Raw genomic sequence first — 15,846 nt, 5'->3', positions numbered from 1 at the left:
CCTGGGGCTCCGGTGGCAAGCCTAAAGCGTGTACTCGGAAGAGTTACTCGCCCTTGGCCTTCGCGATGATCTCCTCAGCGACGTTCCGGGGAACCTCGGCGTAGGAGTCGAACTGCATCGAGTAGCTGGCGCGACCCGAGGTCTTGCTGCGGAGGTCTCCGACGTAGCCGAACATCTCCGAAAGCGGCACGAGGCCCTTGACGATCTTGGCTCCGTGACGGTCCTCCATGGCCTGGATCTGGCCACGGCGGGAGTTGATGTCACCGATGACGTCACCCATGGACTCCTCCGGCGTGGTGACCTCGACGGCCATCATCGGCTCGAGGAGCACGGGAGAAGCCTTGCGCGCGGCTTCCTTGAAAGCCTGCGAACCGGCGATCTTGAAGGCGAGCTCGGAGGAGTCGACCTCGTGGTAGCCACCGTCGAGAAGCGTGACGCGGACGCCCGTCATCTCGTAGCCGGCGAGGATGCCGAACTGCATGGCCTCCTGCGCACCGGCGTCGACCGAAGGGATGTACTCCTTCGGCACGCGGCCACCGGTGACCTTGTTCACGAACTCGTACGCCGGGCCGTCGGCCTCGGTGATGGGCTCGATCGCGATCTGCACCTTGGCGAACTGACCGGTACCACCGGTCTGCTTCTTGTGGGTGTAGTCGTGACGCTCGACGGCCTTGCGGATCGTCTCGCGGTACGCGACCTGCGGCTTGCCGACGTTGGCCTCGACCTTGAACTCGCGCTTCATACGGTCGACCAGCACCTCGAGGTGCAGCTCGCCCATACCGCCGAGGATGGTCTGGCCCGTCTCCTCGTCCGAGTGAACGTGGAAGGAGGGGTCCTCCTCCGCGAGACGCTGGATGGCGACACCCAGCTTCTCCTGGTCACCCTTGGACTTGGGCTCGATGGCGACCTGGATGACCGGGGCCGGGAAGTCCATGGACTCCAGGATCACCTGGTTCTTGTCGTCACACAGCGTCTCACCGGTGGTGGTCTGCTTCAGGCCCATGACCGCGACGATGTCGCCGGCGCCCACCGAGTCGATCTCCTCACGCTTGTTCGCGTGCATGCGGTAGATCTTGCCGATGCGCTCCTTCTTGCCCTTGACGGAGTTCAGCACCGCGGTGCCGGCCTCCAGGCGGCCCGAGTAAACCCGGACGAAGGTGAGCTTGCCGAGGTGCGGGTCGCTCATGATCTTGAACGCGAGCGCGGCGAGGGGCTCCTCGTCCGACGGCTTGCGCTTGACGACGACCTCGGGGTCCTTGACGTCGTGGCCCTCGATGGCCTCGATGTCGAGCGGCGACGGGAGGTAGCGCACGACGGCGTCGAGCAGGGGCTGGACGCCCTTGTTCTTGAACGCCGTACCGCAGAAGACCGCGGTGATCGTGGGCTCGCCCTTGCCCTTGCCGGAGCCGAGGATGATACGGCGCACGGCCGCGTGCAGCTGCTCCTCGGTGGGCTCGGTGCCCTCCAGGAACAGCTCCATCATCTCTTCGTCGTTCTCGGCGACCTGCTCGACGAGGGTGGCGCGCCACTCCTCGGCCAGCTCGGTGTGCGAGGCCGGGATGTCGACGATGTCGTACATCTCGCCCTTGGTGGCCTCGGCGGACCACACGAGGGCCTTCATACGGACCAGGTCGACGACGCCCTTGAAGTCCGCCTCGGCACCGATCGGCAGCTGCATCACGATCGGAACCGCACCGAGGCGGTCCTTGATCATGTCGACGCAGCGCATGAACTCGGCGCCGGTACGGTCGAGCTTGTTGACGAAGCAGATACGCGGGACGCCGTAGCGGTCCGCCTGACGCCAAACGGTCTCGGACTGCGGCTCCACACCGGCGACACCGTCGAACACGGTGACGGCACCGTCGAGGACGCGGAGCGAACGCTCCACCTCGACCGTGAAGTCCACGTGACCCGGGGTGTCGATGATGTTGATGGTGTGGTCGACGTCCTCGAGCGGCCAGTGGCAGGTCGTCGCGGCGGACGTGATGGTGATGCCGCGCTCCTGCTCCTGCTCCATCCAGTCCATCGTGGCGGCGCCGTCGTGGACCTCACCGATCTTGTAAGACACACCGGTGTAGAACAGGATGCGCTCGGTGGTGGTCGTCTTGCCCGCGTCGATGTGGGCCATGATGCCGATGTTGCGCACCTTGGCCAGGTCAAGCGAAGTGGTAGCCATAAGGCTTCGGTCTTCTCTCGGTCTCGATGTGGGTTGCGACTACCAGCGGTAGTGCGCGAAGGCCTTGTTGGACTCGGCCATCTTGTGCGTGTCCTCGCGCTTCTTGACGGCCGCACCGAGGCCGTTCGAGGCGTCGAGCAGCTCGTTCATCAGGCGCTCGGTCATGGTCTTCTCGCGGCGGGCGCGGGAGTAACCCACGAGCCAGCGGAGCGCCAGGGTCGACTGACGACCCGGCTTGACCTCGACGGGAACCTGGTAGGTCGCGCCACCGACACGGCGGGACTTGACCTCGAGCGACGGCTTGACGTTCTCCAGCGCGCGCTTCAGCGTGATGACCGGGTCGTTGCCGGTCTTCTCGCGGAGGCCCTCCATGGCGCCGTAAACGATGCGCTCGGCGGTGGAGCGCTTGCCGTTCAGGAGGATCTTGTTGATGAGCGAGGTCACCAGAGGAGAGGCGTAGACCGGGTCGATGATGACCGGGCGCTTCGGGGCGGGGCCCTTACGAGGCATTCTTACTTCTCCTTCTTGGCGCCGTAGCGGCTGCGGGCCTGCTTGCGGTTCTTGACTGCCTGCGTGTCAAGCGCACCGCGGATGATCTTGTAACGAACACCCGGCAGGTCCTTCACACGGCCACCACGCACGAGCACGATCGAGTGCTCCTGCAGGTTGTGACCCTCACCCGGAATGTAAGCGGTGACCTCGATGCCGGAGGTCAGACGCACACGCGCGACCTTACGGAGCGCCGAGTTCGGCTTCTTCGGGGTGGTCGTGAACACTCGCGTGCAGACGCCACGACGCTGAGGCGAAGCCTCAAGCGCGGGGGTCTTCGTCTTCTCGACCTTGTCCTGCCGGCCCTTCCGGACCAGCTGCTGGATCGTAGGCACTACTTCTCCGGTTTCTGTGTGCCGTGTAGTGAAGCTAACCTGGAACTTTCCCGACCCACGCGGTCGGGTGTGTCGGATCCGGCGGAGCTCCACGCAAGCGTGGAGACGCATGAATCGCGGTGGCCGATACGGCTCGCCGTGCGGTTGATGGACACGCACGAGAGCCCAGGCACACCCCAGGCACAAGGTCTGAGCGTACCCACCGCATCCACTCCGGTCAAAACATAGGCCGCGGCGCTACCCTCCGCCCGGCCCCGCAGCTCAGGCGCCCCTTGGCCAGGACCCCCGGATGCCGGGTCGGCCGCGCGCGAGCCGGACGGGCGTGGTAGGGCTCGCGGACCACGGGGGCGGGGCCGCCCGAACTACACTGCCTGCGAATCCCGCGAGTCAGTTCAAAACCGTACGAGCGCCAGGAGCAGGACATTGGGGACGGTCACCTCGGAGCCGAAGACGGCCGCAGTCCCGCCCCCCGGCCCCGCGCCGCGGCGCCGCGCCGCCCTCTCCCGCCTCTACGGCCCCCTGCTGGCCTTCCTCCTCACCTCGGGCGCCTTCTGCGCCTCCTGGGCGGCCCGCGGCAGCTTCCCCTTCGGCCACACCGGCCGGGCCGTCAACGACCAGGCCAACCAGTACGTGCCCTTCCACCGCGCCCTGTGGGACCTGGTCCACGGCCAGGCCGCCGGTGACGTGCTGTTCAGCTGGCGCGGCGGCTTCGGACAGCAGTTCCTGTCCGACTACTACACCTACCTCGGCAACCCGTTCTCCTGGCTGGCCGTCCTGGTCCCGCGGGCCCATGTGGACCTGGCCGTCTTCCTGGTCACCCCGGTCACGATGGGCGCGGCGGCCGCGCTGATGACCGTCTACCTGGGGAAGCTGCAACGCGGCCCGTGGTGGCAGCGCGGAGTCCTCGGCGCCTGCTACGGGCTGTGCGGGTGGGCGCTCAGCGACGCCTCGTACATCCCCATGTGGCTGTGGGGCCTGGTGGCCCTGCCGCTGCTCGGCATCGCGGTGGAGTGGTGCCTGGAGGGCCGGCGCTGGACGGGCGCGGCCCTGCTGGTGGCCCTCGCCTGGTACGGGAACTTCTACACGGCGATGATGGCCACGATGGCCGCCTGCGTGCTGCTGGGCGTCCGTCTGCTCACCCTGGACCTGACCGGGCGGCAGCGTCTGCGGGCGCTCGTGCGCGCGGCCACGGCGGCCGTCACGGGCATCCTGCTCACCCTGCCCCTCCTGCTGCCGTCGTTCCTGTCCAGCGGCGCCTCGCAGCCGACGAAGGCCGCGGCCTTCGACCCGGTGCGCCTGGACGTCTTCCTGGCCGGCCTGCTCCCGGCCACCCACCTGTGGGGCGGCCGGCCGCGCCTGTACGTGGCCTCGCTGGGCCTGATCCTGGCGGGGAGCTTCCTGCTCAGCACGCGGATCGCGGGCCGTACCCGGCTGGTCTGGGCGGCGGCCACGCTGCTGGTCCTGGTCTCCTTCCAGTTCCCGCCGACCCAGTACGTGTGGCACGGCCTGGCGGTGCCGAACGGCAACCCGTACCGCGAGACGTTCGTGTTCAGCGGGATGGTGGTGGTGCTGGCCTGGCTGGCCCTGGCCCACCGCCCGCGTCCGCTGCACCTGGCGCTGTCCGCCGGCCTGCTGGTCGTGGCGGCGTTCGTGCTGCGGCACACCGACGACTTCGGCGGCTGGACCTGGCCGGCCGTCCTGGGCGGCGGGGCCGTGTCCCTGGTGGCCCTGACCCTGCTGCACCTCTCCGGGAAGCACCGCCTCCTCCTCCCCCTGGCGGCCGTGCTGATGATCGGGGTGGTCTTCGTGGAGTCCACCGCGGCGGCGGCGAGCGCGGACGCCCGCCGCTCCCGCGAGCGCTGGGCCAAGCCGGCCGCCACCTCCAGCCGCTCGATCACGAACCACTACGAGGCCGTCCGCGCGGTGGACGGCTGGCCGGCCTACCGGACGGACTCGGGCGCGCCGCAGACCTCGTACAACGACGCCCTGGCCCTGGGGGCGGAGGGCCCGCAGTACTACAGCAGCTACCTCCCGGAGGCCACGTACCGGGCCCTGGAGCCCCTGGGGTACGGCTACAAGAACGACGGCCGGACCTTCTTCGGCGCCGACAACCCGGTCCTGGACGCCATTTTCTCGATCGGCGCCCGCGTCCGCCCGGGCGCGGCCCCCGGCACCTGGACGGCGACGAGGCAGCCCGCCCCGCCCCTGGTCACGGTCCGCCCCGGCCCGTACACCTCCCCGAACCCCGCCGGCTCGGTCTACGCCCGCCAGGAGAACGTCCTGGGCGCGACCGTCTACGCCGTCCCCCCGGTCACCCGCACCGGCACCCCCGCCTCCCAGACGTACACGGCCGCCTGCACCCCCGGCTCCGAGGCGTACTGGTACTCCCCCGACCTCCACGGCACCCTCCGCACCGGCGACCGCTCCCTGCCCCTGGAGGACCGCATGAGCGGGGTCCTGCCCCTGGGCCCGGTCCCCGCGTCGGGCACGGTCACCGCGACGGTCGACACCCGCACCGAGAACGCCACGGCCGGCCCGAACCCGATCGGCTGCCTGGACCGCGCGGCCCTCGACACCCGGGTCCGGAACCTCACCACCACGGGCGCCACCTCGGTCCACGTCGGCGGCCACACCATCGAGGCCACCCTCCCCGCCGGCTCCACCGGCACGGCCGTCTTCGCCCTGACGGACATCCCGGGCTGGCAGTGCTCCTCCCCCACCACCCCCTTCCACGGCCTCCTGGCCGTCCCCCTCCCCCAGGGCACCCGCCACCTCTCCTGCACCTACACCCCCAAGGGCCTCACCCCGGGCCTGGCAGCCGCGGCCCTCTCCCTCCTCACCCTGGCCTCGGTCACCACCACCACCCACCTCAACAACCGCCGCCGCCGCGAGATCGGCTAATCCGCCGCCGCGCACCCGCAGTGGCCAGTACATTGACCGCCCTGACGACCTAGGGGCGCACATGGCAGCGGAGCAGGTGGCGGGCGACGGAGGGCTGGACGACCGGGTCCCCTTCCTGGCCCGCCTGGAAGCGGAGGACGGCACCGCGTTACGGGAACTCGGCCGGGAGCTGACCTTCGCGCCCCGGGCCCGGCTCATCCACCAGGACGAACCGGCCTCCCATGTCCTGCTGATCCTCCACGGCTGGACGAAGGTCACGGCCTCCGCCGCCAACGGCAAGGAGGCCCTGCTCGCGTTGCGCGGCCCGGGCGACATCGTCGGTGAATCCGCCGCCCTCACCGGTCGCGCCCGCTCCGCCGATGTGACCGCACTCGAACCGGTACGGGCCGTGGCCGTCGATGCCGAGCGTTTCCGTGCCTTCCTCGCACGCGTCCCCGCCGCTGCCTTCCAGCTCCTCGCCCTCACCTCCGACCGCACGCGCGCGGGCGACCGGCGACGGCTGGAGTTCGCCTCGCTGAGTGTGCGGGAGCGGCTCGCCGTCCTGCTCCAGGACCTGGCGCGAACCCACGGGCGGCGCACCGAGGAGGGTGTGGAAGTCGCCGTCCCCCTGACCAAACAGGAACTCGCCGGAGCCGTCGGGGCGTCCCGCGAGATGGTTCAGCGCCACCTCAAAGAGCTGCGCGACCGCGGCATCGTCATCACGGGGCGCCGCGCGCTGGTGATCCTCCGGCCGGACGTGCTGCGGCGGATCGCGCAGTCACAGCACGAGGGCTGATCCCTTCCCTTCAGTGCAGGCCGTCACATTCCCCATGTGCCATCCACCCTCACGGGGGTGCGCCCGCCTGCGCCACTCTCTTGTCACATCACCCTTCCCGTCCACCGCGGAAACCCGTCACGAGAGGCGATCATGGCCAACCCGCTTCCCCGCACCTTCCTGCTCGTCGACACGGAGCGCTACAGCGATCGCGACGACGTCCAGCAGGCATATCTGCGCCGGATGCTGTACGACGTCGTCGACCGGACCCTGCTCGCCGCCGGGGTCGAGCAGACGTTACGGCTGCGCGCCGACCGGGGTGACGCAGTCATGGAACTGATCGACCCGCACGTTCCACTGAACGTTCTGCTCCGCACCCTGTTGACGGAGATCCCGGCCCAACTCCGTGCGATCAACCGGTTGGCCGCCAACTCGGCGCAGCTCCGGCTCCGGGTCGTGCTCGCGAGCGGAATGGTGATGATCGACGAACACGAGGGCTGGGTGGGCACCGACCTCAACGAAGCCTGTCGGCTCCTGGACGGCGAACCGCTGCGGGCGGCGCTGCGCGAGCGGACGGACCCCCACGTCCTCTGTGTCTCCGCTTCCGTTCACAACGGGATCGTGCGGCATAACCACCCGGGGATCCCCGCGGAGGAGTTCCACGAGGTCATCGTGCCCACCAAAAACGGTCCACTCCATGCCTGGCTGCACGGACCTCTGCCGACGGGAACGGCCGCCGAGCCGCCGACAGCCCCCACGTCGGAGGGACCACGAGGACCTGGAGGAGCGGGGGAAGGGAAGGATGCCTCCGCCCGAAGCCGGCCGTCTGCCGCCGGCATCCAGGTCCAGGGCGTCAACGACGGGATCATCGCCGGCCACATCGAGGGCAACGCCGTTCGTGCCGGCGTGGTCCACGGCGACATCATCTTCGGTGATCGTCGGTGAGCGATCAGCCGGACCAGCCGGCAGGCCCCGACGACGAGTCCGAACAGGCAGCGACTGAGGACGGCACTCCGGACGGGAAGGAGAAGAAGCCTGAGGAAGTGGCCCAGCAGCCGTGGGCCACCCGCCGTGAGCTGCGCGCTCACGCACCGAGGTCGATGGCGTTCGACGGCACCAACCACGGCGTCGTGGCGGACCGGATCATCGGCAATGTCACCACCGAGATCCACTACAGCTTCGGAGGGCTCGGCAGCGGCGCCCCCGCGTCGGGGGAGATCCCGCCTCCGTACCTGGACCGGCTGTCCGACGTCTTCGTGGAGGAGGGCACCCGCTTCGCGCAGTTGCGCGACCGCCTCCTGAAGGAGCGGATCCTCGTCCTCATGGGTACGCCTTTCACCGGACGGCGGACCGCTGCGCTGATGCTCCTGCGTTCCGTGGGGGCCATCCCGATACACGCCCTGGACGGAACCACGGCACCGGGGAAGCTCACAGGCATGTTCGCCACACCCGGCAAGGCAGCCGGCTACGTGCTGTGCGACCTGGCCACCAGCCGCGACGAGCCCCTGCGTGAAGCTCAGTTCAACGCCCTCCGCGACCTCATGCGCGAACGGAAGACCCATCTGGTGATCACCGTCGGCATCGGGGCGTACCTGGAGGACGCCATCCGCCCGGAGGGGTGGAAACCCCCTGGCCCAAAGGCTGTCCTGGCCGCCCGGCTGACTGCGGACGTCGGAGCCGCAGCCACTTCCCGCCTGCTCGGCCTGCCGGCGGTCGACGACTTCCTCTCCCGCGATCATCAGCTCCGTGAGGTTGTCGGATACGCGACCGAGTTACGCCAGTACGCCGTGGGCCAGTGCGACGAGGGCGAGCTGGCCGAATACTCCCTGCGCGCGCTGAAGAACCAGGTGCGCGAGTGGTTCGCGGAACCCGAAGAGATCGTCCACCTCCGGGAAAAGGCGTTCCTCATCGCCCTAGCCGCCTTCGACGGCGGCCCGTACGCGCTGACGGCAGAACTCAGCGACCTGCTGTACTCCGAGCTCCAACGGGTCGGCGACCCCAAACGGTACGAGGCCATCCCTGTCTTCAGCACCCATATCGGCAAGCGGCTCGAGCTCGCCCGGGCGAAAACATACGCGGAGCCGGAGGACACCGAGTGGGGGGAGGTCACCCAGCTGAAGGCTGCCTTCCGCGACGACCGGACGGCACTGGTCCTACTGCCCGAGGTATGGACCGGCCACCCCGCCGCCCGCCCTGCCCTGGTGAAGTGGATGGACGGGCTCGCGGACGACGGCCGCCCACTGGTGCGCACCCGCGCCGCCGCCACCGCCGCAGTGCTCGCGCGCACGGACCTGCCATCCACGATGGCTCTGATCATCGAGCCCTGGGCCCGCTCGGACAAGGCGCGGAAGCGGACGACGGCGGTCAGTGCGCTCACTCTCGCCCATCAGATCGATGCGCCGAACATTCCCCGCATCATCGACGGCTGGAGTGCGGACGCGGACGATCCCCGCCCCTGTTGGGTCGCGGTGCGGGCCCAGGGCCTGATCGGGCCCGAGCGCCCGCAGGCCGCCCTCGCCGCCCTGCGCGCGCAGGCACAACGGCAGCACGGCAAGGAGAAGCCGGACCAGCAGGTGCGCGACGAACTGCCGAAGTCGGTCGCCCTCCTCCTGCTGTCGCCCGAAGCGGACACCGTCCTCGCCGAACTGCTCCGGACCCTCCACGACCATCGTTCAGCCCACGAACTCGCCGTTCGCGGCTTCCTCACCGCGTGCGGCCGGCGTGACGAGGAGGCCGGACACGGGCGCCCGCTGGTCCTCGACTGGTACGCGCGCGCCGACCACGACGACACCCCCTCGGGGCCGGCGATCGTGCGGCTCCTGCGTGAGGCCCTCGATGACCGCGCCACCACGGAGGAGGCCGAACACGTGCTGCGCGGCTGGGTCCTGGCCGCCGAGCAGGACGAGAACACGGAATGGGCGCTGGCCTCGCTGCTGGCCAAGCTGGCGGTGACCCCTCGCGAAACGTCCCGCCTGGCCTATCTGCTGCGCAACCCCCAGGGCATGGACGGCGGCCCGTATCCGGAGGTCGCCACCCGTCTTCGCGTCGCACTCACCCACCCCGCGCCCGCTTGAAGGGAAGGCCCGCACGATGTACGACTTCAACCAGCACGCCCGACGTCACACCACGCTGACCGACCCCGTCGTCACGGTCCGCCAGATCGGCCGCTTCGACTTCGGCGGCCGGGCGACGACGCACATCGACCACGCCTTGGTGTACACGACGCCGAAGGGCGCGTACATGACGTACCTGCCACCGAACCGGCCGCGTCCCAGGACCACACGTCTCTACACGGCCGTGTACGAGGTGGACATGGGATCGCACCCTGTCCGAGCCGAGATCTCACTGCCCAGCGACAACGACGCCCACGAGTTCGTGGCGACGGTAGAACTCACCTGGCAGGTCACCGACCCTGCTGCATACGTCCAGAGCAGCTGTCGTAACGTCCCCCGGATGCTGCTCGGCGAGCTGGAGCAGTCCTGCAGGCCGGTGACGCGCGGCTTTCACATCACGGGCAGCGCGGCTGCCGAAGAAGAGCTACTCACCTCGGTGCGCGCGGGCAAACCGCTCGGCGAGGGCTTCGGACTGCGCGCCGACTGCATGATCCGTCTGCGGCGTGACGCCGACAACATCGAACACGAGCGGCGTCTCCAGGCGGCCCGCCACGAGCTGGAGCTGCAGCGGTACGAGGCCCAGAAGATCGCCTTCTACCAACAGCATTTCGCCCGGGGCGGTATCCACGCCTGGGCCCTGCACCTGGCCCGGCATCCCGAAGACACCCGGCTCGCGCTGGACAGTATGGAGGAGCACCAGCTCGCACTCCTCCGCTCGCAGCTCGACCAGGTCAAGGCGCTGCTGGGATCGGAAGGCGGTGAGGCCCACGAGCTGGACCGCACCCGGCAGCTCATGATCGAGCAGATCAACGAAGCGCTCGGGCCCACCCCTCGTGCCCCGCTGCCCACCCCGGAACTCCCGGAGCTTCCTCCCGGCTACGGACGCCGCCCCCGTCCGCCCGCTGACCCGGAGCCGGAACAGTGACCAAGCCCTCAGAATCGCCCGGTCCCCCGCCCGAGTACCCCCAGTACCCGCAAGCTCCACCGGCCCCGCCCACGCGCGTCCCGCCACAGGGCCGGCCCGAGCACGACGACCTCGACTACCGCCACCCCATGGGGGTCCGCGTCCACTACCGAGCCCGGCAACGCACCGCTGACGCCGCCGCACTCGGCCGCCTCGCCCTTCACCTGCCCGGATTCCTGACGAGCCTGCTCGTCGTGCTGGGAACGGCCATGGTGGGGGAAGTCTGGCTCGGACTGCCGGCCTGGGTACCGACCGCGCTGTGGCTCGTTTCCGGTGGGCTCACGTTCCACCGCCCCAGCGAGCGGTTCCTCGCCCGTCACCTGCTCCGGCTGCACCACCCGCTCCCTTCCGAGCTGGCCGTGCTCACCCCGGTGTGGCGCGAGGTCACCGCGCGCGCCGGGGTGGACGGCAACCGCTACGAGCTATGGATCGAGGACAGCGACGGCCTGAACGCCCTCGCCGCCGCCGGCCACATCGTCGCGGTCACCCGACGCGCCCTGGAGCGGTTGCCGGAAGCGCAGCTGGCCGGCGTACTCGCCCACGAGCTGGGCCACCACACCGCCGGGCATGCTTGGACAGGGCTGCTCATCTGGTGGTATGCCCTCCCGGGCCGGCTGGCCTGGCGTGCCCTGGCCGCGGCCGTCGCGGGACTGGTCCGGGTCGCGAGTGCGTTCTCGTACGTGGCCGCCGGCGTCCTGATCGTGCTGTTCGGGGGGATCGCCACCGCCACCCTGGCGCTGACCTATGGCCTGCCACTGCTGCTGCTTCCGCTGCCCTACCTGGCCGCCGCCGTCGGACGCCGCGCCGAGCTCCGCGCCGATGAGCACGCTGCCGCACTGGGCTTCGCTCCGATGCTCTCCCGAACGCTGCACGACGTCCTGGCCGAAGAGAGTCGGGCATGCGAGGACGACGGCCTACTGGCACGGCTCCTCTCCGCCCATCCCGACTACCGCACCCGCCTCCACCACCTCCAGCGGTACCTGGCCGACCAGCGCTAGGAACGCCACAGGGCGCGCACCCCTTCGGGTGCGCGCCCTGTGTCTTACTGCTTCAGACCTCAGCCGTTGTACGGGCCGTAGTCGTAGTCCTCCAGCGGGACAGCCTGGCCGGAGCCGGTGCCGAAGGGGGAGTAGTCGATGTCGTCGTAGCCGACGGCCGAGTACATCGCGGCCTTGGCTTCCTCGGTCGGCTCGACCCGGATGTTGCGGTAGCGGGACAGACCCGTACCGGCCGGGATGAGCTTACCGATGATGACGTTCTCCTTGAGGCCGATGAGGCTGTCGGACTTGGCGTTGATCGCCGCATCCGTCAGGACTCGGGTCGTCTCCTGGAAGGAGGCGGCCGACAGCCAGGACTCCGTCGCCAGCGATGCCTTGGTGATACCCATCAGCTGCGGACGGCCGGAGGCGGGGTGACCGCCCTCGGTGACCACACGACGGTTCTCGGTCTCGAAGCGGGAGCGCTCGACGAGCTCGCCCGGCAGGAGCTCCGCGTCGCCGGACTCGATGATCGTCACGCGGCGCAGCATCTGCCGGATGATGATCTCGATGTGCTTGTCGTGGATCGACACGCCCTGCGAGTTGTAGACCTTCTGGACCTCGCCGACCAGGTGGACCTGGACGGCACGCTGGCCGAGGATGCGCAGCACGTCGTGCGGGTTGGTGGCACCCATGGTGAGCTTCTGGCCCACCTCGACGTGGTCGCCCTCGTGCACGATGACCTTGGCGCGCTTGGAGATCGGGAACGCCGTCTCCTCGCTGCCGTCGTCGGGCGTGATGACGATCTTCTTCGTCTTCTCGGTCTCCTCGATCCGCACGCGGCCGGCGGCCTCGGAGATCGGGGCGACACCCTTCGGGGTACGGGCCTCGAAGAGCTCGACGACACGCGGCAGACCCTGCGTGATGTCGTCACCGGCCACACCACCGGTGTGGAAGGTACGCATCGTCAGCTGGGTACCGGGCTCACCGATGGATTGGGCGGCGATGATGCCGACCGCCTCACCGATGTCGACCAGCTTGCCGGTGGCCAGGGAGCGGCCGTAGCAGAAGGCACAGGTGCCGACCGCGGACTCGCAGGTCAGGACCGAGCGGGTCTTGACCTCCTCGACGCCGTTCGCGATGAGGGCGTCGATGAGCACGTCACCGAGGTCCACGTTGGCCGGCGCGATGACCTTGCCGTCGATGACGACGTCCTCGGCCAGCATGCGGGCGTACACGGAGGTCTCGACGTCGTCCGCCTTGCGCAGGACACCCGCCTCGTCCTTGACACCGATCTTGAGCTTGAGGCCGCGCTCGGTGCCGCAGTCCTCCTCGCGGATGATGACGTCCTGCGAGACGTCCACCAGACGACGGGTGAGGTAACCCGAGTCGGCGGTACGCAGGGCGGTGTCCGCGAGACCCTTACGGGCACCGTGGGTGGAGATGAAGTACTCCAGCACCGACAGGCCCTCACGGAAGGACGCCTTGATCGGACGCGGGATGGTCTCGTTCTTCGCGTTCGACACCAGACCACGCATACCGGCGATCTGCCTCATCTGCATCATGTTTCCTCGGGCACCCGAGTCAACCATCATGAAGATGGGGTTCGTCTTGGGGAAGTTCGCGTTCATCGCCTCGGCGACCTCGTTGGTCGCCTTGGTCCAGATCGCGATGAGCTCCTGCGTGCGCTCGTCCTTGGTGATCAGACCGCGCTCGTACTGCTTCTGGACCTTCTCGTCCATCGCCTCGTAGCCCGCGACGATGGCCTTCTTGGCCTCGGGCACGACGACGTCGGAGATGGCCACGGTGACGCCCGAACGGGTCGCCCAGTGGAAGCCGGCCGCCTTCAGGTTGTCGAGCGTCGCCGCCACGATGACCTTGGGGTAGCGCTCCGCCAGGTCGTTGACGATCTCGGAGAGCTGCTTCTTGCCCACCGAGTAGTCGACGAACGGGTAGTCCTCGGGCAGCAGCTCGTTGAAGAGCGCACGGCCCAGGGTCGTCTTCAGACGGAAGCTGTCGCCCGGCTGGAACTCCTGCTCACCCTCCTCGGCGACCGGCGGCACCCAGCCGCGCGGCGGGATGGTGCCCACCGGGAAGCGGATGTCGACGGACGACTGCAGCGCGAGCTCGCCGTTGTCGAACGCCATGATCGCCTCGGCGGTCGAGCCGAACGCGCGGCCCTCGCCCTTGGTGTCACGGAGCTCACCGTCGGTGGTCAGGAAGAACAGACCCAGGACCATGTCCTGCGTCGGCATCGTGACCGGACGGCCGTCGGCCGGCTTGAGGATGTTGTTCGAGGACAGCATCAGGATGCGGGCCTCGGCCTGCGCCTCCGCGGAGAGCGGCAGGTGCACGGCCATCTGGTCACCGTCGAAGTCCGCGTTGAACGCGGTGCAGACGAGCGGGTGGATCTGGATGGCCTTGCCTTCGACCAGCTGCGGCTCGAATGCCTGGATGCCGAGACGGTGCAGCGTGGGCGCACGGTTCAGCAGCACCGGGTGCTCGGCGATGACCTCTTCGAGCACGTCGTACACGACCGTGCGGCCGCGCTCGACCATGCGCTTGGCCGACTTGATGTTCTGCGCGTGGTTCAGGTCGACCAGGCGCTTCATCACGAACGGCTTGAAGAGCTCCAGCGCCATGGCCTTGGGCAGACCGCACTGGTGCAGCTTCAGCTGCGGGCCGACGACGATCACGGAACGCGCGGAGTAGTCCACACGCTTACCGAGAAGGTTCTGACGGAATCGACCCTGCTTGCCCTTCAGCATGTCGCTGAGGGACTTCAGCGGGCGGTTGCCGGGGCCCGTCACCGGGCGGCCACGACGACCGTTGTCGAAGAGCGCGTCCACGGCCTCCTGGAGCATGCGCTTCTCGTTGTTCACGATGATCTCGGGCGCACCGAGGTCGAGAAGGCGCTTCAGGCGGTTGTTGCGGTTGATGACGCGGCGGTACAGGTCGTTGAGGTCGGAGGTCGCGAAGCGGCCACCGTCGAGCTGCACCATCGGACGCAGGTCCGGCGGGATGACCGGCACGCAGTCGAGCACCATGCCCTTGGGGCTGTTGCTGGTCTGCAGGAACGCGGAGACGACCTTGAGGCGCTTGAGCGCACGGGTCTTCTTCTGGCCCTTGCCGGTACGGATGATCTCGCGGAGGCGCTCGGCCTCCTCCTCCAGGTCGAAGGACTCCAGGCGCTTCTGCAGCGCCGCGGCGCCCATCGAACCGTCGAAGTACGTGCCGAAGCGGTCACGCAGCTCGCGGTAGAGGAGCTCGTCGCCCTCCAGGTCCTGGACCTTGAGGTTCTTGAAGCGGTTCCACACCTCGTCGAGGCGGTCGATCTCGCGCTGGGCGCGGTCACGGAGCTGCTTCATCTCGCGCTCGGCGCCTTCGCGCACCTTGCGGCGCACGTCGGCCTTGGCGCCCTCGGCCTCCAGCTCGGCCAGGTCGCTCTCGAGCTTCTTGGCGCGGCCTTCGAGGTCCGAGTCGCGGCGGTTCTCGATCTGCTGGCGCTCGACGGAGACGTGGGCCTCCAGCGACGGCAGGTCGCGCTGGCGGCGCTCGTCGTCCACGAACGTGATCATGTACGCGGCGAAGTAGATGACCTTCTCGAGGTCCTTCGGCGCGAGGTCCAGCAGGTAGCCCAGGCGCGACGGGACGCCCTTGAAGTACCAGATGTGGGTGACGGGAGCGGCAAGCTCGATGTGGCCCATCCGCTCACGGCGCACCTTGGCACGCGTGACCTCGACGCCACAGCGCTCACAGATGATGCCCTTGAAGCGGACACGCTTGTACTTGCCGCAGTAGCACTCCCAGTCCCGGGTAGGACCGAAGATCTTCTCGCAGAAGAGTCCGTCCTTCTCGGGCTTGAGGGTGCGGTAGTTGATGGTCTCCGGCTTCTTGACCTCGCCGTGCGACCAGGTTCGGATGTCGTCCGCGGTGGCAAGGCCGATCCGCAGCTCGTCGAAGAAGTTGACGTCGAGCACTGTGCGTCAATCCCTCTTTCGGGGTCGAGTCTCAATCATGGTCTGAACGGTCCCGGGGGCGGCCGGGGGATCGTGGTGCGATCCCCCGGCCAGGCCC

The 15,846-nt window shown here is 69.0% G+C and carries 10 protein-coding genes; 6 read left to right on the top strand and 4 right to left on the bottom strand.

Annotated elements, in window-relative coordinates:
• Positions 1–43: 43 nt before the first annotated feature.
• Genes fusA through rpsL form a run of 3 tightly spaced genes read right to left on the bottom strand, consistent with a single transcriptional unit; the run spans position 44 to position 3,060 of the window.
• Positions 44–2,176, bottom strand: coding sequence for an elongation factor G (gene fusA / locus ABZ716_RS10155; RefSeq protein WP_351878353.1), 2,133 nt, complete (start codon positions 2,174–2,176; stop codon positions 44–46).
• Positions 2,177–2,215: 39 nt separating this feature from the next.
• The gene (gene rpsG, locus ABZ716_RS10150) at positions 2,216–2,686 is read right to left on the bottom strand and encodes a 30S ribosomal protein S7 (RefSeq protein ID WP_007265894.1); all 471 of its coding nucleotides are present in this window, start codon (positions 2,684–2,686) and stop codon (positions 2,216–2,218) included.
• A gap of 2 nt (positions 2,687–2,688) precedes the next feature.
• The gene (rpsL, locus tag ABZ716_RS10145) at positions 2,689–3,060 is read right to left on the bottom strand and encodes a 30S ribosomal protein S12 (protein WP_007265893.1); all 372 of its coding nucleotides are present in this window, start codon (positions 3,058–3,060) and stop codon (positions 2,689–2,691) included.
• Between the two features lie 423 nt (positions 3,061–3,483).
• Here rpsL and ABZ716_RS10140 point away from each other — a divergent pair, with 423 nt between their 5' ends.
• From ABZ716_RS10140 to ABZ716_RS10115, 6 genes are all read left to right on the top strand, one after another.
• Positions 3,484–5,961, top strand: a complete 2,478-nt coding sequence (locus ABZ716_RS10140; RefSeq protein WP_358958005.1) for a YfhO family protein — start codon at positions 3,484–3,486, stop codon at positions 5,959–5,961.
• Between the two features lie 61 nt (positions 5,962–6,022).
• Positions 6,023–6,736, top strand: coding sequence for a Crp/Fnr family transcriptional regulator (locus ABZ716_RS10135; protein ID WP_358958002.1), 714 nt, complete (start codon positions 6,023–6,025; stop codon positions 6,734–6,736).
• A 132-nt stretch (positions 6,737–6,868) separates the two neighbouring features.
• The gene (locus tag ABZ716_RS10130) at positions 6,869–7,660 is read left to right on the top strand and encodes a hypothetical protein (protein ID WP_358957999.1); all 792 of its coding nucleotides are present in this window, start codon (positions 6,869–6,871) and stop codon (positions 7,658–7,660) included.
• Positions 7,657–9,789 carry a hypothetical protein gene (locus ABZ716_RS10125; protein ID WP_358957997.1) on the top strand — a complete coding sequence of 711 codons (2,133 nt, stop codon included), beginning with the start codon at positions 7,657–7,659 and terminating at the stop codon, positions 9,787–9,789. Before ABZ716_RS10130 ends, ABZ716_RS10125 begins: the two co-directional genes overlap by 4 nt.
• A 16-nt stretch (positions 9,790–9,805) precedes the next feature.
• Positions 9,806–10,753: a hypothetical protein gene (locus ABZ716_RS10120; RefSeq protein ID WP_358957994.1), complete on the top strand. Its 948-nt coding sequence runs from the start codon at positions 9,806–9,808 to the stop codon at positions 10,751–10,753.
• Positions 10,750–11,790 (top strand): M48 family metalloprotease, encoded by a 1,041-nt coding sequence (locus ABZ716_RS10115; protein WP_358957992.1) that lies wholly within the window; start codon positions 10,750–10,752, stop codon positions 11,788–11,790. Before ABZ716_RS10120 ends, ABZ716_RS10115 begins: the two co-directional genes overlap by 4 nt.
• A 59-nt stretch (positions 11,791–11,849) precedes the next feature.
• Here ABZ716_RS10115 and ABZ716_RS10110 read toward each other — a convergent pair whose 3' ends face one another.
• A complete protein-coding gene (locus tag ABZ716_RS10110) occupies positions 11,850–15,749 on the bottom strand; it encodes a DNA-directed RNA polymerase subunit beta' (protein ID WP_351878406.1) in 3,900 nt (1,299 codons plus the stop codon).
• Between the last annotated feature and the right edge of the window lie 97 nt (positions 15,750–15,846).

The organism is Streptomyces sp. NPDC006687, from assembly GCF_040636215.1.
Taxonomy (GTDB): Bacteria; Actinomycetota; Actinomycetes; order Streptomycetales; family Streptomycetaceae; genus Streptomyces.
Note: the sequence above shows the minus strand (reverse complement) of the source record. Positions and strands in the feature narration are given on the sequence as shown.

What these genes read in the sequence shown, in the direction of transcription:
- ABZ716_RS10130 (WP_358957999.1), top strand. Translation starts at nt 6,869, where the DNA reads ATGGCCAACCCGCTTCCCCGCACCTTCCTGCTCGTCGACACGGAGCGC.
- rpsG (WP_007265894.1), bottom strand. Translation starts at nt 2,686, where the DNA reads ATGCCTCGTAAGGGCCCCGCCCCGAAGCGCCCGGTCATCATCGACCCG.
- ABZ716_RS10120 (WP_358957994.1), top strand. Translation starts at nt 9,806, where the DNA reads ATGTACGACTTCAACCAGCACGCCCGACGTCACACCACGCTGACCGAC.
- fusA (WP_351878353.1), bottom strand. Translation starts at nt 2,176, where the DNA reads ATGGCTACCACTTCGCTTGACCTGGCCAAGGTGCGCAACATCGGCATC.
- ABZ716_RS10135 (WP_358958002.1), top strand. Translation starts at nt 6,023, where the DNA reads ATGGCAGCGGAGCAGGTGGCGGGCGACGGAGGGCTGGACGACCGGGTC.